Consider the following 18,322-nt stretch of genomic DNA (forward strand, 5'->3'; position numbering starts at 1 on the left):
ATCAGCTCAGATACTGTTCGGTGATGGCCTGCCCCAGCCGGCCGTTCTCGTTCAGGAACGACTGGATATACTCGTGCAGTCCGGACTGGAAGATGGTCTCGATGCGCGAGGAATCAAACGCCCGCATCCGCTCCGCCGCCAGCCTCTGCGCTGGTCCGCGCCGGCCATAGTCGCTGGCCAGCTTCTCCAGATAGCGCACGATCGAGGCCTGACAGCTGGCCAGCGAGCGCGGCATCTGCCGGTTCAGCACCAGCAGGTCCGCCACCAGCCAAGGCTTCACACTGTCCCGATAGACCCAGCGATAGGCCGTCAGCGCCGAGACCTCGCGCAGCAGGGTCGTCCACTGGAAGTAATCCAGCTGCCCGCCCACCCGTTCGCCCTCCGGCAGCAGCAGGTGATATTTCACATCCAGCAGGCGCGCCGTGTTGTCGGCCCGCTCGATGGCCGCGCCCAGCCGCAGGAAATAGTAGCCGTCATTGCGCAGCATCGTCCGCGACGCCGCGCCCTCGACCGACAGGGTGACCGTCTTCACCCACTCCAGGAAATGCCCGAAGTCGTCGCGCCGGGTCGGCTGCCCCTGCTCGGCCAGCCCGTTCCAGGCGCCGTTGATCGCCTCCCACAGCTCGACCGTCAGGGCCGTCCGCACCGAGCGGGCGTTGGTCCGCGCGCGGGTGATGCAGGCGGTGATGGACGAGGCGTTCTCCGGCGCGAAGGCCAGATACTCGCGCACCGACTTCTCGGTCGGCGCCCGCCCCAGCGCCTTGGGCGCCCCGGCCGAGGCCAGGGCGCTGGCCCAGACCGTCTCGGCGTCGCCGTCCCCGCGCGTGGGAATGGCGGCCAGCCGGGTGGTGGCTTCCAGAATCCGGGCGAGGAAATCCGCCCGCTCGATATAGCGGCCCGTCCAGTACAGGCTGTCTGCGGTTCTTGAGAGCATCAGACGTCCAGCACCCAGGTGTCCTTGGTTCCCCCGCCCTGGCTGGAGTTCACCACCAGCGAGCCGGGCTTCAGCGCCACCCGCGTCAGGCCGCCGGGCGCCACCTTCACTCCGTCGGGGCTCGACAGCACGAAGGGCCGCAGGTCCACGTGCCGCGGCGCCAGCTCGCCCTTGTCCAGCGTCGGCGCGGTCGACAGGGCCAGCGTCGGCTGGGCGATGAAGTCGTCCGGATCGGCGATCAGCTTCTTCCGGAAGCTCTCGATCTCCGCCTTGGTCGAGGCCGGGCCGACCAGCATGCCGTAGCCACCCGAGCCCCCGACCTCCTTGACCACCAGATCGCCGAGGTTGGCCAGCACATGCTTCAGCGCATCGGGCTCCCGACAGCGCCAGGTCGGCACATTGTTCAGGATCGGCTCCTCGCCGGTGAAGAAGCGGATGATCTCCGGCATGTAGGTATAGACCGCCTTGTCGTCGGCCACGCCGGTGCCCACGGCGTTGGCCAGGGTCACCGTCCCGGCCTCATAGGCCATCATCAGCCCCGGCACGCCCAGCGCCGAGTCCGGGCGGAAGGTCAGGGGATCAAGGAAGGCGTCGTCGATGCGGCGGTAGATCACGTCCACCTGCTGCTGGCCCTGCGTCGTGCGCATATAGACCTTGCCGTCATCGACGAAGAGGTCGCGCCCCTCGACCAGCTCCACCCCCAGCTTGTCGGCCAGGAAGCTGTGCTCATAGTAGGCCGAATTGAAAGGCCCCGGGGTCAGCACCACGATGGTCGGGTCGCTCCCCGCCCCCACCGGCGCACTGGCCCTGAGCGAGGCCAGCAGCATGTCCGTATAGGTCTCGACCGGCCGCACCGGATAGTCGGCGAACAGGTCGGGGAACAACCGCATCATCATCTCGCGGTTCTCCAGCATGTAGGAGACCCCCGACGGCGTGCGGCAGTTGTCCTCCAGCACGTAGAAGCCGTCCTCGCCCGTGCGCACCAGATCCACGCCGGCGATCTGCACCCAGATGTCGCGCGGCGGGCGGCGACCCTGCATCTCCGGCGCATATTGGGGATTGGTCAGGATCAGCTCGGCCGGGACGACGCCCGCCTTCAGACACTCCTGCTTGCCGTAGATGTCCGACAGGAAGGCGTTCATCGCCGAGACGCGCTGGACCAGCCCCTTCTCCAGCCCGGCCCATTCGGCCGCACCGATGATGCGCGGCACCACGTCGAAGGGGATCAGCCGCTCCGCGGACTCGGCGTCGCCATAGACTGCGAAGGTGATGCCCATGCGGCGGAAGAACAGCTCCGCCTGACGCGACCGCGCCTGCAACAGCCCCTCGGGCGCATCCTCCAGCCAGCGCGCCAGTCCGCGATAGCTGTCGCGGATTCCACCGCCGTCACCGGACATCTCGTCAAAGGCCATGCCGTCCCCACCGCAAGCAAGCTGCAGCGTGACCCGACAAGCGACGCTGAAGCAACAGGAATGTTGCGGTGCGGCAAAGGTTCAACCGGAAACGGACAGCGGCGCGTTTTGCCGCGCGGCCGCCAGCGCGCCCCGCTAGCGCGACTGGATGACCGTAGTCTGGCCCCGATAGACCTGCACCCTGGCGTAGCCCTCGGTCCAGCTGTTCTGGCTCAGGATCTCGCCCGCCCCGATGTCCCAGCACCCGGCCGACACGGTGAAGCGGTAACTCCCGCCCGGCGGAATGCTGGTTCCGCCCGGCAGGCGGTTCAGCCCGTAGGTCGAGGCGCTGCAGTCCGAGATCATCACGACGTCGATCCCGGCGCTGCGCGAGACGTTGCGCACCTCCAGCCAGCCTGTCGGCTCCCCATCGCGGATCAGCGGTCCGCCGGTGATCAGCGAGGCGCAGCCGCTCGTGGCGATCAGCGCGGCCGCGGCGGCGATGCGAAGTATGGTCTTCATGATGGTCCCTCCAGTCCCGCGCCTTGAAGACCATCGGTACGCCGCCGGCTGAAGTGACGGGTTCTGACGACCATGCACGGCCAAGGCTGTCAGCTCCTCGTGAACAGGCGGAACGGCCCTGACTCGCTCCTGTTTTCGGACCCCACGACAGGAGCATCAGCCATGAACCCCAATCGACACCGCCCCCAGAATGACTTCGGTCGCCAGGATGACGCGCGGGACTGGGAATCCCGGGACCGCCGCTACGACGAGGGCCGCAGTTGGTCGGAGGGAGACGGCGGTCGGACCGCCGAGGCCTGGCGCGGCCAGGGCCAGTATGACCGGAGCCAGTATGACCGGGGCCAGTACGCGCGCGACCCATATGGCCGGAGCGATCAGGACTATGGTCGCCATGATCGCGACCACCGCCCCTATCGCGCCGCCAGCCAGACCTACGGCTACGATCAGGGTCGTTCGCCGGGCGGACATTACGGGCGCGACTCGCACGACTACGGCGCATCGCGGGACCGCGCGTCCGACTATCGCGGCGAGACCTTCAGCCGCTCCGACTATGACCGGCCCGATCATGGCCGCCCCCACTATGGTCGCTCCGCCTATCCGGACCACGGCTACGCCCCGGGCGCACAGATCTGGGAAGGCTCGGGTCCCGGCCTGCATGGCGAACGACACGCCGACCGGTCGAAGCATGATTTCGAGCCCGACTACCTGCACTGGCGCGAACAGCAGGTCTCCAACTTCGACCGCGACTACAGCGACTGGCGTAATGAACGGCGCGAGAAATTCTCCGCCGACTTCGACAACTGGCGCAGCAGCCGTCCGAAGATCCAGGCCGACAACCCCATCGTCGGCGACATCTCGGAGGGCGGCACCGGCGACGCCTCCAAGATCAAGAACCGCTAGGGACGTTCTCCACGTCCGACGAAGGGCCCGGCCTCGCGCCGGGCCCTTTTCGTTACGCCGCTAACTGAACGTTATTCACCTGGACGACTCTTCAGCTTCACTTACCGGTCGTCTCACCGTCGCCCTGGCGGCATACAGCCCCGCTAGTTCCAAAGCCAAACCACTCCCCGGGGGCTGTCATGATTCACCGCGTTCAACGTTCGTCCGTCCTTCTCGGCGCCAGCGCCCTAAGCCTGGCCTGGGCCCTGGCCGGCACGGCCTCCGCCCAGCAGGCCGAGCCCGACGCCGCCCAGCTGGACGAGGTCATCGTCACCGCCCAGCTGCGCGAACAGAGCGCCACCGAGGTGCCCTTCGCCCTGACCGCCTATTCGGGCCAGCGTCTGGAGAACCTGGGCGTCCAGGACTTCGAGGAGCTCTCGGCCTTCACCCCGGGCTTCCTGGTCCAGAACCAGTCGCCCAACAACCCGGGCTTCGTGATGCGCGGCATCACCTCCGACTCGGGCGCAGCCACCGCCGAGCCCCGCGTGTCGGTCTTCCAGGACGGCGTCTCGATCTCGAAGTCGCGCGGCTCCTACGTCGAACTGTTCGACATCGCGCGCGTCGAGGTGGCCAAGGGCCCGCAGTCGACCCTCTACGGCCGCGGCGCCCTGATCGGCGCGGTCAATGTCATCCAGAACCGCGCGCAGCCCGGCCAGTTCGACGCCTCGGGCCGCTTCGGCATGGGCGACCTCAACTACCGCCTCGGCGAGGTGATGGTGAACCTGCCGGTCGGCGACACCGCCGCCATCCGCTTCGCCACCCGCCTCAAGAGCCGTGACGGCTACATCGACAACCTGCTGGGCGGCGACGACTACAACAGTTTCGACACCCAGGCCTTCCGCCTGTCGGGCGCCTTCCGCCCGGTCGAGGGTCTGCGCATCGACGTGATCGGCAACTACCAGGTCGATGAGGCCGCCGGCACCTCATTCAAGTCCATCGCCTACACGCCGCAGGATCCGACCACCGGCGCCGTCCTCGGCTCGCGTGAGCCCTGGGCCGGCGCGGCCCTGACCCCCTCGGCCCTGTTTGACGGCGGCAAGGCCCTGGGTCTGGACCGTGATGTCTGGGGCGTGACTGGCATCGTCTCCTGGGACCTGTCCGACAGCCTGACCCTGACCTCGACCACCGCCTATCGCGAGTTCGACTCCTACGAGACCTTCGACGCCGACGGCGTGTCCCTGCCGATCCTGACCGCCGCCGAAGAGGCCTATGGCGAACAGACCAGCCAGGAGTTCCGCCTGAACTATGACGCCGGCGGTCGCCTGACCGGCTTCATCGGCGCCGGCTACTTCTCGGAAGAAGGCTACCAGCGCACCCCGACCCAGTTCGACGAGCGCATGGCCCTGGCCCAGCTCTCCGGCGTGCTGGACGGCAACCCGGCCGGCGTCGGCCAGAACACCCTGCCCGCCGCAGGCTATCCGACGGTCGCCCAGGGCGTGATCACCCAGCTGCTGACCCCGCTGGGCGCCGGCGCCCTGGCTCCGGCCATCGCCGCCAACCTGAAGTCGGCGCATATCGAGACCCCGATCAACGCGTCGGAGCTTCAGTCCTACGACGTCTTCGCGGACGCCATCTACGCCTTCACCGACCGCTTCGAGATGTCGGCGGGCATCCGCTACACCCGCGACGAGAAGACCACCGGCTACGCCTCCAGCGTCCAGAGCCGCTCGATCCTCGGCGGTCTGCTGGCCATCCAGCAGGGCGCGGTGCCCCCGGCCCAGATCCCGACCCTGCTCGGCGCCCTGGCCAATCCGGCCGCCGTCAACCTGCCGGCCAACCTGCTGCCGCTGTTCGGCCTGACCGCCCAGCCGACCGCCAACAACGGCGACTTCACCTACGGTGATCTGGAAGACGAGGGCGTCACCTGGCGCCTGACCGCCCGCTACGCCCTGTCGGACGACGCCAGCTTGTACGCCAACTACGCTCGCGGCCGTCGTCCGGAAGTGCTCAGCCCGGTCGGTCCCTCGGCCCCCGGCGGCCCGGTGACCTTCAACACGATCGACGCCGAGACCGTCGACAGCTTCGAGGTCGGCGCCAAGGCCGCCCTCATGGACAACGCCCTGCGTCTCGACGGCGCGGTCTACCTCTACAACTACGAGAACTTCCAGACGACGATCCAGGACGGCGTCCAGTTCGTCGTCACCAACGCCGGCAAGGCAGAGGCCTACGGCTTCGAGGGCCAGGCCGACTGGCGGGTCGCCGACAACCTCGAGGTCTTCGGCACCTACAGCTACAATCACTCGCGCTTCAAGGCGGGCATCTTCGACGGCAACCACCTGCGCCTGTCGCCCGACCATCGCGCCTCGTTCGGCGTGAACTGGACCGTGCCGGTCTCCGGCGGCTCCATCGAGGTCCAGCCGACTTACAGCTGGCAGTCGGAAGTCTTCTTCGATGACGACAACGACCGCACCGACCTGCAGGCCGACAATCTGGTCCCCGACCTGATCGTGGACGAGGTTCAGGGCAGCTATGGCCTGCTGAACCTGCGCCTGCGCTACACCCCGAACGAGGGCAACTGGTCGCTCGAGGCCTTCGCCGACAACCTGCTGGACGAAGAGTTCGTCAAGGACGCGGGCAATACCGGTGACGCTCTGGGCATGCCCACCTTCATCGCCGGCGAGCCTCGCACCGTCGGCGTCGTCTTCGGCTTCAAGTACTGAGGTCCTGATCATGGCCCTGCACCGTCGCGGTCTTCTCGGTCTCCTCAGCGCCGGCGCGGCGGGCGCAAGCCTGCCCGCCGCCGCCCGGCAGGCCGTCGATGTGCAGTTCCTGCACGGGGTCGCCTCCGGCGATCCCCGTCAGGACGGCCTGCTGATCTGGACGCGGGTCACCCCGTCCGATCCGTCGGTCCGCACCGTGCGGGTCGACTGGTCGGTCTGGCGCGAAGACGACAACTCCGCCTCGGTGGCTTCGGGCACGGTCGAGACCGGCCCCGACCGTGACTTCACGGTCAAGGTTCCGGTCGCGGGCCTGCAGCCCGGCGTGGACTATCGCTACGCCTTCTCCTCGGGCGAGGTTCGCTCTACCCAGGGCCGCGCCCGCACCCTGCCCGTCGGCCCGACGCCTGACGTGGTCATGGCGGTCGCCTCCTGCCAGCTCTATCCGGGCGGCTATTTCAACGCCTGGGAGGTGGTGTCGAAGCTCGAGCGCCTCGACGCCGTCATCCACCTCGGCGACTACATCTACGAATACGGCGCTGAGCCGGCGTCCTACGGCATGACCACCGGCGCGCGCCTGAACCGCACGCCCAATCCGCCGCATGAGATCGTCACCTTGGCGGACTACCGGCTGCGTCACGCCCAGTACAAGTCGGACCCCGACCTGCAGGCCGCCCACGCCCGCGCCGCCTTCATCTGCGTCTGGGACGACCACGAGGTCGCCAACGACACCTGGACGGGCGGGGCCGAAAACCATCAGGCGGAGACCGAGGGCGAATTCCTCACCCGCAAGGCCGCCGCCCTGAAGGCCTATTTCGAGTGGATGCCGATCCGTGAGCCGGAAGGCGGCCTGACCGAGGACGCCATCTACCGCAGCTTCGACTTCGGTGATCTGGCCAGCCTGCTGATGGTCGAGACCCGCCTGCTGGCCCGTCAGGAAGCCCTCAGCTTCGTCACCGACATGCCGACCGTCGGCACGGGTCGCGACGCCCGCCCGGACCTCGAAGGCTTCCGCACCAAACTGGCCGCCCCGGACCGCGACCTGCTGGGCGACGCTCAGCGCGACTGGATCCGCTCCACCCTGACCGCCTCGCGCCAGGCCGGCCGTCCTTGGCAGGTCATCGGCAACCAGGTCGTCATGGGCCGGGTGCAGGGGCCGGACATCACGAAGATGGCCTCCCCGCTGGAGATCACCGTCCTGCTGGCTCGCCTGCCCGGCCCGGTGCGCGCCGAGGTCCGCAAGTCGATCGAACTGTTCAAGCTGGGCGTGCCCTTCAACCTCGACAGCTGGGACGGCTATCCCGCCGGGCGCGAGCGTCTGTACGGCGCCTTCGCCGACGCCGGCGTCCAGCCCATCGTCCTGGCCGGCGACAGCCACGCCTTCTGGGTCAATGACCTGAAGGACGCCTCGGGCCGCCGCGCCGCCGTCGAGTTCGCCACCAGCGCCATCTCCAGCCCCTCGCCCGGCGACCATGTGCAGGGCGTCCCCCTCGGCGCGGCCCTGAACGCCGCCAACGAGGAGGTCCTGCTGTGCGACCAGTCGGCCAAGGGCTTCGTCCTGCTGACCCTCACCCCGACCGAGGCGAAGGCCGAGCTCCACACCGTCTCGACCATCTTCGAGAAGCCGTATGAGGCCTCGGTGCTGAAGACCTTCACGGTGGCGAAGACGGCGGACGGCAACGGGCCGCTGGTAGAGGCTTAGACCCTCTCCCGATGGGAGAGGGAGACCGCGCACGGCGGCGCAGCCGTCGTCCTGCGCGCGGTCGGGTGAGGGTCGGCTGCTAACCGTAGCCCTCACCCTTTCGCGCAGCCACTCGCTACGCTCGCGGGCGCTCAAGCCCTCTCCCGCCGGGAGAGGGTTATTGAGCCGCCCGCGGCCCCGCGTTCTTCACATAGGTGTCCAGCCAGCGCACCGTTTCCCACAGCGTGTGCCCGACCGATTCCCGCGCGCGATAGCCGTGGGCTTCCAGCGGCAGGACCACGTAGCGCACCTGCGCCCCGTTGCCCTTCAGCGCCGCATAGAAGCGCTCGGACTGCACCGGGAAGGTGCCCGAGTTGTCGTCCGCCTCGCCGTGGATCAGCAGGATCGGTTCATTGACCCGGTTGGCGAAAGCAAAGGGCGACATCTCGTTATAGGTCTCCGGCGCCTCCCAGTAGGTGCGCTGCTCGGCCTGGAAGCCGAACGGCGTCAGGGTCCGGTTGTAGGCGCCCGAGCGCGCGACGCCGGTGCGGAACAGGTCGGTGTGGGCCAGCAGGTTGGCGGTCATGAAGGCGCCGTAGCTGTGGCCGCCGACGGCGATCTTGTCGCGGTCCGCCACGCCCATCTCGACCACCGCATTGACCGCCGCCTCGGCGCTGGCGGTCAGCTGCTCGATATAGGTGTCGTTCGGCTCGGCCCCGTCCTTGCCGATGATCGGCATCGACGGATCGTCCAGCACCGCATAGCCCTGGGTCAGCAGGAACAGGTGGCTCGAGCCGCCCGGACGCACGAAGCGGTTGGCGGTGTCCACCACCTGACCGGCCACGGCGGCGTCGGTGAACTCGGCCGGATAGGCCCACATCACCAGCGGCAGCGGACCGTCGCGGTCCTTGTCGTAACCGGCCGGCAGATACAGCGTGCCCGACAGCTGCACCCCGTCGGCGCGGGTGTAGGTGATCAGCTGGCGCGACACCCCGGCCAGCTGCGGCGCCGGGTCGGTGAACGCCGTCAGGGCCGTGGTCGTCGCGGCGTCCAGATCGCGCACGAAGAGGTTGGCCGGATCGTTCTTCGTCTCGCGACGGGTCACCAGACGGCGGGCGCCGTCATCCAGCACCCCGACGATGCTCTCGTACTCGCCGGTCGCGGACGTCCACAGCCGCTCCGACTGGCCGGTGTTCAGGTCCATGGCGGCGAGGAAGGGATACTCCCCTTCCCGCGTCGCGCCCGGCCCGGTCATCAGCAGGCGGCCATTCGCATCGAAGCGCGCCACGCTGAAGCCCTGCGCGTTCGGCTCGGTCAGGGGGAAGCCCGGGTTGTTGTATTGGTCCTGATAGTTCCGCTCCAGCAGCACCCGGCCCATTCCCGGGTTCGACGGGTCGATGACGTAGCGGGTCTCGTGCCGGGTGTTGAACCAGCGGCTGGTCACCATCGCCGTGTCCGCATCGCCCCAGACCACGCCGCCATAGCGTTCGTTCAGGTCGATCAGGGTCGTCGGTTGGGCGCTGAACGGCGCGGCCAGCATGAAGACGCGGTCGCGGACCTCCGACGCGGTGCGCGGATCGCCGCCGTCCTGCGCCTCGGTCCACACCAGCGTCGCCGGCGCGTCCGCGCGCCAGGACACCGAGCGCGGCCCCGGGGCCACGGCGTCAAACGGGGTCGGGATGTTGTCGCGCAGCGGCAGGTCGGCGACCTGATGCACCATCCGTCCCTGCAGATCGATCACCCGCGTCTCCGCCGGGAACAGGCTGGCCGGCACCACATAGCTGTAGGGCCGCTTGGCCGTGGTGGTCAGCACATAGCGCCCGTCCGGCGAGCTGCTGGCGCCCAGATAGACCGCCGGCGCGCCGAGGTTCCGCGCCCCCCGGCCGTTGATCGGCACATAGGTCAGCTGCGAGGTGAAGTAATGGTCGAACAGGGCCTCGTCGCCCGCGTTCGACAGCAGATCCTGATAGGTTCGCGCCGGGGCCACCCGGCCCATGCTCTCGGCGACGATGGGCCCCGAGGGCGGACGGCTCACGTCCGGCGCCGCGCCCCGCCCTTCCGGCGTCAGCCGCACCACCAGCCCGGCGCTGTCGGACAGCCAGTCGAAGGCCCCGCCCGTCGTCGCATTGACCCGCGCCTCGGTCAGCTTCGTCGCCCGCGCCGTGGCCACATCGACCACCCACAGCTCCAGCCCCGTCGGGGCGTCCATCAGCAGGGCCACCTTCGACCCGTCCGGCGACCAGCTGGGCGACAGGAAGCGGGCGTTGGCCGGCAGTTGCACCGCCCGCGCCTCGCCGCCCGCCACCGGCTGGAAGCTCAGGCCCGTCAGCCAGCTGACCCGGCTGTTGGCCTGCCCGTTGTTGCGCGGATTGATGCGGTAGCCGCCCAGTCGCAGCATCGGCTCGGCCAGCTCGGCGATCGGCGGCAGGTTCGAGCGGTCGAACAGGGCCAGCGTCGTCCGGTCCGGGCTCAGGCTCGAGCTCGGCGTCGGCTTGGTGTCCAGGATTTCCGCGATCGGCGCCGGCGGCTGCTGATAGGTCAGGGCCTCCTGCGCCAGGGCGGGACCGGCCACGGCGGCCAGCAGGACAAAGGCGGGCAGAGCCCGGGCGAGCAGACGACGACGCATGGAACAGCCCCTTGAGCGCCCGCTCACTGACGGGCGGCGGCACGCTAGGGGCAGCGTCCGAGTCCGGTCAAGACACTGTTACGGTGTATCACCACGTTCCGGCGCCGGCGCCTGTCCCGGGAAGCGCGCGTCCTTCAGGTCGAACCAGACATCCCTCAGCCCCTGCCGCGGCATGTCGGTCCCCACCTGCGCCAGCTGCCCGACCCAGGCCTCGGACACCTTCTCGACTGTCTCCGACACCCAGCCCGGCGCCTGCTGATGCGACCAGTTCAGCGGCGAGACGGCGTTGAAGACCAGCAGGAACAGCCCGGCGATCACCAGCGTCTGGGTCGTCCAGCGCAGATCCCGCGCCGCCAGCCCTTCGTCATCAATCGGCGGTCCCGGTGGGAAGGCGAACCGACCCAGCGTCACCAGCGGATTGACCCGCTCCACCACCGGCTCGGGCGCCGTCGGCAGATCGTGGGCGTCGGCTGTCTCGATCCAGTCGCTCGGCGGGTCGGCGGGCGTCGGCGGGGGCAGGCTCTCATACAGCGGCGGGAACGGCGATTCCGCCCCCTGCGTCGGGAACGGCTCCAGCCGGAACCCACCCTGCCCGTTCTGATCCTTCTCGTCGGTCATGCGTGCTCCAACGATTCAGAACTGGAAATAGATGAAGGGCGCCACGCCCTCGGGCCGCACAGCCTCGACCAGCAGGATGGCCACGCCGATCAGGATGCCGAAGGTGATCGACGGCGCCGCCTTCACCCGTTCGGTCACGCCCTCGATGGCGCGCGGCGGCAGCCAGTGCATCGCCAGCCCGCCCATGATCAGCACCAGCAGCAGCGGCGTCAGCATCATCACCGGCCCGATCCGGCCTAGCCCCGTCAGCATGGCCATGGCCAGCTCGAAGGTCTCGGCCCGGAACAGGATCCAGCCCAGACACACGATGTGGAAGGTGATCAGCACCCCCACCACCGTCGGCATGATCTTGCGGTCGCCAAACACCGAACGCCCCAGCCGTTCAATCACCTGCACCCCGCCATGCAGCGCGCCCCAGGCCAGGAAGGTCCAGGCTGCGCCATGCCACAGCCCGCCCAGCACCATGGTGATGAAGACGTTCAGGCACGACCGCAGCAGCCCCTTCCGTCCTCCGCCCAGCGGCACATACAGATAATCGCGCAGCCAGCTGGACAGGCTGATGTGCCACCGCCGCCAGAAGTCCTGCATCGACGACGCCCGATACGGCTGATCGAAATTACGCGGGAAGGAATAGCCCAGCAGGGCCGCCAGCCCGATGGCCATGTCCGAATAGGCCGAGAAGTCGCAGTAGATCTGCACCGCATAGCCATAGACCGCCGCCGCGATGTCCACCGCCGAATGGGCCGACGGATCGAAGAAGACCGGGTCGACCAGATTCACCGACAGCTCGGACGCGATCACCGTCTTCTTGAACAGGCCCCAGCAGATCAGCAGCAGGCCGTGCGTCGCCATCTCCCGGGTCAGCCGCGGCGCCCGCTCGAACTGGGGCAGCAGGTCCGACGCCCGCACGATGGGTCCGGCCACCAGATGCGGGAAGAAGCTCATCAGCAGCATGATATCCAGCAGGCTCTTCGCCGGCGGCGTCTTCGCGCGATGCACGTCCACGACATAGCTGATGCCCTGGAAGGTGAAGAACGAGATGCCCACCGGCAGCAGGATCTCCAGCAGCGGCAGATCCCGCTCCCAGCCGAACCGCGCCAGCAGGTCGCCCGCCTGTTCGACGAAGAAGCCGTAGTATTTGAAGAAGCCCAGGATCAGCAGGTTGGCCGCCACGCCCAACCCGACCAGCCAGCCGCGCTTCGCGTCGACGCCCTCGCGCTCCATCTTGCGCGCGATCAGGGCCGCGATGCCCCAGTTCAGCACAGCCGACAGGATCAGCAGTCCGACGAACCGCCAGTCCCACTGGGCGTAGAAGAACCAGCTGGCCAGCAGCAGGAACAGCTTGCGCCGCCCGTTCTCGCGATCCAGCGACCAGGCGGTGAAATAGACCAGCAGGAAGAAGACGCCGAAGGCCAGCGTGGGGAACAGCATTAGTCCGCCCCCTGCTCCGCCGCCTTCCAGCGGTCATAGGCGCCCATCAGGTCGCCCGAGAGGATGCCGCCGATCCAGTCGGCCCCCGCACTCGTGAAATGGACCCGGTCGCCGCGCATCAGGGGCTCAGCCCCCAGCGCCAGACGATCGGCCGAACAAACTCCCCCCATTCGGCCGTGCCAGTCCCATAACGCGACGCCCAGATCGGCGGCGACCCGGCGCTGCACATCCCGGACCACAGCCAGTTTCGGCGGCGGCGCCCGCACTCCGTCGGCGCTGCACCCGCCCGTCACGCCGTTCCTCAGCCCGTCCGGCGCGCCCAGCAGCATCAGCGACGCCCCCGGCGCCAGACGCCGCAGCCGCGCGACCTGCCCGCGCAGCAGCGCCTCATAGGCCGCCGGGTCCAGTCCGTCGTCGAATCCCTCATTGGTCCCGAACGCCAGCACGATCAGGTCCGGCCGCCAGGCCGCCAGCTCGGCCGAGACGATATCCTCGTCCCGCACCGCCAGATCGCGCAACGTCGCCCCGACCCGTCCCAGGTTGGACACCGTCACGCCCCGCGCCGCGCCGCCCAGCCAGACAGAGTCGATCACCCCGCTCTCGCCCGCCATCGTCACCCGCACAGAGGTCGCGGGCGCCGGGAAGGTCAGGGTGCGACAGACCTCGGCGATCCCGTCGCCCAGATCAATCTCGCGCCCGATGCCGCCCGCCTCGACGATCACGCTGCTCCGGTCGACCGAAGACCGTCCGCAGACGCCCAGCGCCGTCGCCTCGCTGCCGGGCTCCAGTTCGAACCCCATCACCGCGTCGCGCAGGCCAACGGCGCTCACGCCCGCCAGTCCCTTCCGCTGGAAGCCCGACGGCGTCGGCGGCTGCAACGGCGCCGTCTCCATAAGCCAGCCGCGCTGGGCCACCGTCACCTGATAGGGGGCGTAACCGTCATAGGGCACGCCGGGGGGCATCACCCCGCGCCCGGCCCGGCCGAACCGCTGTTGCAGATCGACCCTCAGCTTGCCGGTGATGCGATCGCCCGCCGTATGGCTGTCGCCGATCTGCAGGATGTGTACGGGCCGGTCCCGCGTCCCCGCCTCCGTCTCCGCCAACGCCGCGAACACGCCCGCCAGCGCCTCCGGCTGGCACAGGCCGTCGGGACAGACGCTGGCGCCCGGCGCGATCACAGGGGTGGGGGCATAGAGGGTCTGGGCGACCGCCGGGGCCGCCGCCATGACCAGAACCGTGATCAGCGCCCCCAATTTCCGCTCATCCCGGCGAAAGCCGGGACCCAGTGTTTTGGGTGATGCAGCGTCGGCGGGGTTCACCGCCCCCCGTTGTCCTGAGACGCCGACGCCCGGCTGGACAGAACTGGGTCCCGGCTTTCGCCGGGATGAGCGGGACTGAGAAGTCCAGCATCGCGCTTCAGCCGCTCGGCCACCGGCGCGCTCATCCGCAGGTATCCGGCCATCGACATGTGGATCCCGTCATGGGCCCGCATCAGGGTGCGTCGCCCCGCGTCATTGGGCAGATAGGCCTCATAGCCGCCCTCAGCGTTCGAGGTCAGGCTGGTGGTCTCGATATAGGGCACGCCCAGCGCCCGCATCCGCTCGGACACGACGCTGTTGATCAGGGTCATCCGCCCGTCGAAGCTCTCGCGCTTCATGCGCGGCAGGCCGACCCAGTAGACGGCCACATCGCGGCTGCGCAGCAGGGTCACCAGGTCCGTGATCCGTTGGGCGTAGGCGGCCTTCCAGCCGTCGGAGCCGAAGGCGTGGACCACGCCGTCCATCGAGATGCCCTGGGCGTCATTGGTGCCGAACAGCACCACGGCCACGTCCACCGGCTGGTTGTCCAGCTGGCCCCGCGTCTTGGCCTGGATGTCCACATAGTCGTAGCGGCTCAGGCCCGTGGAGACCTGGGAGAATTTGGTCACCGACACATTCGGCTGGCCCTGCAGGTCGCGGTACAGACCGGCGTAAAGGCCGTCGGCCATCGAATCCCCGAACACCCCGATGCGCAGCGTTCCCCGGGCCAGACGCCCGGCCAGCGGGGTCACGGCGACCGGCGCCGCGACGGGCGCGACCGGCGGCGCGACCACGACCGGCGCCGCCTTGGTTTCGGCTTCGGCGGACGGCGGCGCGGACGCCGAGGCCTGCCCACCCAGCAACAGGGTCGGATGGCGCATCCACTCACGCCCGTCCGGCGTCAGCGCCAGTCCCGCGATCACCCCGACCACGAACGTCGCCGTCAGTGCGTTGATGCCGACCTTCAACTCGCAAGCCCCCGAACAAACACCCGGGTCTTTTAACCTATCGGCCGCCCGCCGCCACCAAACGCCCGCGTGGCGCGAAGAAAAAGGTTAACCCGTGTTGCGGAAATCAGCCCCAGCGGCCCTCGGCCCAGCGTGCGGCGAAATAGCCGGCCGTGGCGCAGGTCGCGGTCAGCGCCGTCCCCCAGCACAGGTCGATCAGGGTCAACCTGGTGGACCAGACGTTCAGCGTCGCCTGATTGGTCAGGTCATAGGTCGCATAGGCCACGAACCCCAGAACCGCGCCGTTGATCAGGGCCCGCGTCCAGTTCCCCTCCTTCAGCGCCGGCGCGACCGCCAGGAACACCGTCCCGGCGATGGAGATCAGATAGAAGGCCACCGCCGCCGTCATGTTCGGCTTGTCCGCCATGATCGACCCGATCACCGGCCGGTACAGCCGGTCGGCCATCGTCGTCAGCCAGATCGCGTCGATCGCCGCGAAGGTCAGTCCCGCGCCCAGATAGGCGAACAGATACTTCAGCATTGCATCCTCCTCAGGCGGGCTTCAACCGATAGTGGGTCACGTCCCAGGCCCGTCCGCCGTCATTCCCGAACAGCCCCGCCGTGGCCATGTAGAACCGCCGCCAGCGCCGCCGCCAAAGCGCGGCGTCCGCGCCATAGGTCTCGCGCATCAGCGCCATCACCCGTTCCGGCTCGGCGTCCATGTTCTTCAACCAGTCGTCGGCGGTGCGCTGGTAGTTCACCCCGTTCCAGGTCCACTGCTGCTCCACCTCGAACAGGTCCGGGAACTGCCGCATCAGCCCCCGGCTCGGCATCACGCCCCCGGTGAAGAAATGCTGGGCGATGAAGTCGCCGCTGTCGGTGTGGTCGAACCGGTAGGGCGCGTCGCGGTGGGTGAAGATGTGCACGAACATCCGCCCGTCCGCTTTCAGCCAGCCCTTCGCCCGCGTCAGCAGCGCCCGCCAGTTGGCCATATGCTCGAACATCTCGACCGAGACGATCCGGTCGAACCGGCCCTCGGTTTCGAAGTCATTCATGTCACAGGTGATGACGCTCAGGTTCTTCAGGCCGCGCGCCGCCGCCTCGGCCTCGATGTGACCGCGCTGGCCGTGGCTGTTCGACACCGCCGTGATCCGGCTGTTCGGATAGCGCTCTGCCATCCACAGGCTCAGCGAGCCCCAGCCGCACCCCAGCTCCAGCACCGACTGCCCGTCCTCCAGCGCCGCGTGCCGACAGGTTTCCGCCAAAGCCGCCTCCTCCGCCTGATCCAGCGTGGTCGCGGCGTCAGGATAGAGGCAGCAGGAGTATTTCAGCCGCGCGCCCAGACAGATGCGGAAGAACTCGGGCGGCAGCTCATAGTGCTGCTCATTGGCCGCCGTCGTGTGTTCGGCGATGGCGCGAACCGCCATGTCCCGCGCGAACCCCGCTTCGTCATGCGGCCCTTCCTTGTCCAGCCGCCGCCGCGCCTCGCTGACCAGACTGTCGATGGCAGGTCGCGTCACGAAGTCCGGAAACGGCGCGTCCTGCAGCTGGCGAATGGCGATGTTGGCGATGTTCATGAACCGGATACGCCGATCGGCGGTGTTTGGATGCGTCCATTTCTGACGCATCGGCCTGCTAACCTGCCCCCTGCTCGCGACGGCCGGCTCCGATAGACGGGATAGACGACATAGACGGGATAGACGGTGTATTTCGACAGTCTCGGGCGTCCCGCTTTTGGTCTCGCCCGGCCGATCGCCCGAAAGGCCGATCCGCCACACTTGCCCCGCCCGGTCCCTCGCGTTAGGGACGACCCAAGGTCGCCGATATTCATCAGGCGATGAAAACATGAGGAAGCGATGCGGAAGATCTTTCCCGACGTAGCGTCCGCGCTCGAGGGCCTGACGTTCGACGGCATGACCGTCATGTCCGGCGGTTTCGGCCTGTGCGGCATCCCCGAGAAGCTGATCGCCGGCCTGCGCGACTCGGGCGTGAAGGGGATCACCGTCATCTCCAATAACGCCGGCGTCGACGGCTTCGGCCTCGGCCAGCTGCTGGAGACCAAGCAGATCGCCAAGATGATCTCGTCCTACGTCGGCGAGAACAAGGAGTTCGAGCGCCAGTACCTCGCCGGCGAGCTCCAGCTGGAGTTCAACCCCCAGGGCACCCTGGCCGAGCGCATCCGCGCGGGCGGCGCGGGCATCCCCGCCTTCTTCACCGCCACCGGCGTCGGCACCCTCGTCGCCGAGGGCAAGGAAGTCCGCAATTTCGACGGCCGCGACTACGTCATGGAAACTGGCCTCGTCGCCGATCTGGCCATCGTCAAGGCGTGGAAGGCCGACGAGCGCGGCAACCTCGTCTTCCGCAAGACGGCCCGCAACTTCAATCCGATGATGGCCACGGCAGGCAAGACCACCGTCGTCGAGGTCGAGGAAATCGTCCCCACCGGCTCGATCGACCCCGACCACATCCACACCCCGGGCATCTACGTCGACCGCATCGTCCAGACCGTGTCCGAGAAGCGCATCGAACAGCGCACCGTCCGTCACCGGGAGAGCGCATAACCATGGCCCGTACTCGCGAACAACTGGCTGAACGCGCCGCCAAGGAGCTGCAGGACGGCTTCTATGTGAACCTCGGCATCGGCATTCCGACGCTGGTGGCCAACTACATCCCCGAGGGGATGGAAGTGACCCTGCAGTCCGAAAACGGCATGCTCGGCATGGGCCCCTTCCCCTACGATGAGGATGTGGACGCCGACCTGATCAACGCCGGCAAGCAGACCATCACGGCCATCCCCGAGAGCAGCTACTTCAGCTCGTCGGACAGCTTCGCCATGATCCGCGGCGGCCACATCAACCTGTCCATCCTCGGCGCCATGGAAGTGGCCGAGAACGGCGACATCGCCAACTGGATGATCCCGGGCAAGCTGGTGAAGGGCATGGGTGGCGCCATGGACCTCGTCGCCGGGGTCAAGCGCGTGGTCGTGGTCATGGATCACGCCAACAAGCACGGCCAGTCCAAGGTGCTGAAGGCCTGCACCCTGCCGCTGACCGGCAAGGGCGTGGTCAGCCGCATCATCACCGACCTGTGCGTCTTCGACGTCAAGCCGGACGGCGCCGGTCTGGAGTTGATCGAACTGGCCGACGGCGTCACCCTCGAGGAGGTCGCGTCGAAGACCGAGGCGACCTACACCGTTGCCGACAGCCTGAAGGCGTAGTTAACCTTTCCCCCAGCGGGTCGCCCGCGCTCAAGTAGCCCTCCGGGCGGTAGCGCACTCA

General features: G+C 68.4%; 15 protein-coding genes. 5 read left to right on the plus strand and 10 right to left on the minus strand.

The features are described 5' to 3' along the window. Position 1 precedes the first annotated feature (1 nt). From ACFQQC_RS07555 to ACFQQC_RS07565, 3 genes are all read right to left on the minus strand, one after another. Positions 2–934: an alpha-E domain-containing protein gene (locus tag ACFQQC_RS07555; protein ID WP_376861267.1), complete on the minus strand. Its 933-nt coding sequence runs from the start codon at positions 932–934 to the stop codon at positions 2–4. After that, a complete protein-coding gene (locus ACFQQC_RS07560) occupies positions 934–2,346 on the minus strand; it encodes a circularly permuted type 2 ATP-grasp protein (RefSeq protein ID WP_376861269.1) in 1,413 nt (470 codons plus the stop codon). Before ACFQQC_RS07560 ends, ACFQQC_RS07555 begins: the two co-directional genes overlap by 1 nt. 135 nt (positions 2,347–2,481) lie before the next feature. After that, a complete protein-coding gene (locus tag ACFQQC_RS07565) occupies positions 2,482–2,847 on the minus strand; it encodes a hypothetical protein (RefSeq protein ID WP_376861271.1) in 366 nt (121 codons plus the stop codon). Positions 2,848–3,009: 162 nt separating this feature from the next. Here ACFQQC_RS07565 and ACFQQC_RS07570 point away from each other — a divergent pair, with 162 nt between their 5' ends. From ACFQQC_RS07570 to ACFQQC_RS07580, 3 genes are all read left to right on the plus strand, one after another. Next, complete coding sequence (locus tag ACFQQC_RS07570) at positions 3,010–3,747, plus strand: hypothetical protein (protein WP_376861273.1); 738 nt, start codon at positions 3,010–3,012, stop codon at positions 3,745–3,747. Positions 3,748–3,926: 179 nt separating this feature from the next. Then, positions 3,927–6,446, plus strand: a complete 2,520-nt coding sequence (locus ACFQQC_RS07575) for a TonB-dependent receptor (RefSeq protein ID WP_376861275.1) — start codon at positions 3,927–3,929, stop codon at positions 6,444–6,446. Between the two features lie 10 nt (positions 6,447–6,456). Then, positions 6,457–8,145 carry an alkaline phosphatase D family protein gene (locus ACFQQC_RS07580; RefSeq protein ID WP_376861277.1) on the plus strand — a complete coding sequence of 563 codons (1,689 nt, stop codon included), beginning with the start codon at positions 6,457–6,459 and terminating at the stop codon, positions 8,143–8,145. A gap of 157 nt (positions 8,146–8,302) precedes the next feature. Here the strand turns inward: ACFQQC_RS07580 and ACFQQC_RS07585 are convergent, their stop codons facing one another. From ACFQQC_RS07585 to ACFQQC_RS07615, 7 genes are all read right to left on the minus strand, one after another. After that, complete coding sequence (locus ACFQQC_RS07585; protein ID WP_376861279.1) at positions 8,303–10,750, minus strand: prolyl oligopeptidase family serine peptidase; 2,448 nt, start codon at positions 10,748–10,750, stop codon at positions 8,303–8,305. Between the two features lie 78 nt (positions 10,751–10,828). After that, positions 10,829–11,368, minus strand: coding sequence for a hypothetical protein (locus ACFQQC_RS07590; protein WP_376861281.1), 540 nt, complete (start codon positions 11,366–11,368; stop codon positions 10,829–10,831). Positions 11,369–11,383: 15 nt separating this feature from the next. Further along, positions 11,384–12,799 (minus strand): MBOAT family O-acyltransferase, encoded by a 1,416-nt coding sequence (locus tag ACFQQC_RS07595; RefSeq protein ID WP_376861283.1) that lies wholly within the window; start codon positions 12,797–12,799, stop codon positions 11,384–11,386. Next, entirely contained in the window at positions 12,799–14,052 is a 1,254-nt protein-coding gene (locus ACFQQC_RS07600) for a GDSL-type esterase/lipase family protein (protein ID WP_376861285.1), read from the minus strand. Before ACFQQC_RS07600 ends, ACFQQC_RS07595 begins: the two co-directional genes overlap by 1 nt. Positions 14,053–14,114: 62 nt before the next feature. After that, positions 14,115–15,065 carry a DUF459 domain-containing protein gene (locus ACFQQC_RS07605; RefSeq protein ID WP_376861286.1) on the minus strand — a complete coding sequence of 317 codons (951 nt, stop codon included), beginning with the start codon at positions 15,063–15,065 and terminating at the stop codon, positions 14,115–14,117. A gap of 106 nt (positions 15,066–15,171) precedes the next feature. Then, positions 15,172–15,585, minus strand: coding sequence for a DUF2177 family protein (locus ACFQQC_RS07610; RefSeq protein ID WP_376861288.1), 414 nt, complete (start codon positions 15,583–15,585; stop codon positions 15,172–15,174). A gap of 10 nt (positions 15,586–15,595) precedes the next feature. Further along, entirely contained in the window at positions 15,596–16,621 is a 1,026-nt protein-coding gene (locus ACFQQC_RS07615; protein WP_376861290.1) for an SAM-dependent methyltransferase, read from the minus strand. 279 nt (positions 16,622–16,900) lie between these two features. Between ACFQQC_RS07615 and ACFQQC_RS07620 the strand changes: the two genes are divergently transcribed. Further along, on the plus strand, positions 16,901–17,605 hold the full coding sequence (locus ACFQQC_RS07620; protein WP_376861292.1) for a CoA transferase subunit A: 705 nt from the start codon (positions 16,901–16,903) through the stop codon (positions 17,603–17,605). Positions 17,606–17,607: 2 nt separating this feature from the next. After that, a complete protein-coding gene (locus ACFQQC_RS07625) occupies positions 17,608–18,261 on the plus strand; it encodes a 3-oxoacid CoA-transferase subunit B (RefSeq protein WP_376861294.1) in 654 nt (217 codons plus the stop codon). Positions 18,262–18,322: the final 61 nt, after the last annotated feature.

The sequence above is a fragment of the Brevundimonas sp. GCM10030266 genome (assembly GCF_042666595.1).
In the GTDB taxonomy this organism is placed as follows: Bacteria; Pseudomonadota; Alphaproteobacteria; order Caulobacterales; family Caulobacteraceae; genus Brevundimonas.

Bases quoted from the DNA above. Each gene is read 5' to 3' on its own strand.
- ACFQQC_RS07555 (WP_376861267.1), bottom strand. From the start codon at position 934: ATGCTCTCAAGAACCGCAGACAGCCTGTACTGGACGGGCCGCTATATC.
- ACFQQC_RS07560 (WP_376861269.1), bottom strand. From the start codon at position 2,346: ATGGCCTTTGACGAGATGTCCGGTGACGGCGGTGGAATCCGCGACAGC.
- ACFQQC_RS07565 (WP_376861271.1), bottom strand. From the start codon at position 2,847: ATGAAGACCATACTTCGCATCGCCGCCGCGGCCGCGCTGATCGCCACG.
- ACFQQC_RS07570 (WP_376861273.1), top strand. From the start codon at position 3,010: ATGAACCCCAATCGACACCGCCCCCAGAATGACTTCGGTCGCCAGGAT.
- ACFQQC_RS07575 (WP_376861275.1), top strand. From the start codon at position 3,927: ATGATTCACCGCGTTCAACGTTCGTCCGTCCTTCTCGGCGCCAGCGCC.
- ACFQQC_RS07580 (WP_376861277.1), top strand. From the start codon at position 6,457: ATGGCCCTGCACCGTCGCGGTCTTCTCGGTCTCCTCAGCGCCGGCGCG.
- ACFQQC_RS07585 (WP_376861279.1), bottom strand. From the start codon at position 10,750: ATGCGTCGTCGTCTGCTCGCCCGGGCTCTGCCCGCCTTTGTCCTGCTG.
- ACFQQC_RS07590 (WP_376861281.1), bottom strand. From the start codon at position 11,368: ATGACCGACGAGAAGGATCAGAACGGGCAGGGTGGGTTCCGGCTGGAG.
- ACFQQC_RS07595 (WP_376861283.1), bottom strand. From the start codon at position 12,799: ATGCTGTTCCCCACGCTGGCCTTCGGCGTCTTCTTCCTGCTGGTCTAT.
- ACFQQC_RS07610 (WP_376861288.1), bottom strand. From the start codon at position 15,585: ATGCTGAAGTATCTGTTCGCCTATCTGGGCGCGGGACTGACCTTCGCG.
- ACFQQC_RS07615 (WP_376861290.1), bottom strand. From the start codon at position 16,621: ATGAACATCGCCAACATCGCCATTCGCCAGCTGCAGGACGCGCCGTTT.
- ACFQQC_RS07620 (WP_376861292.1), top strand. From the start codon at position 16,901: ATGCGGAAGATCTTTCCCGACGTAGCGTCCGCGCTCGAGGGCCTGACG.
- ACFQQC_RS07625 (WP_376861294.1), top strand. From the start codon at position 17,608: ATGGCCCGTACTCGCGAACAACTGGCTGAACGCGCCGCCAAGGAGCTG.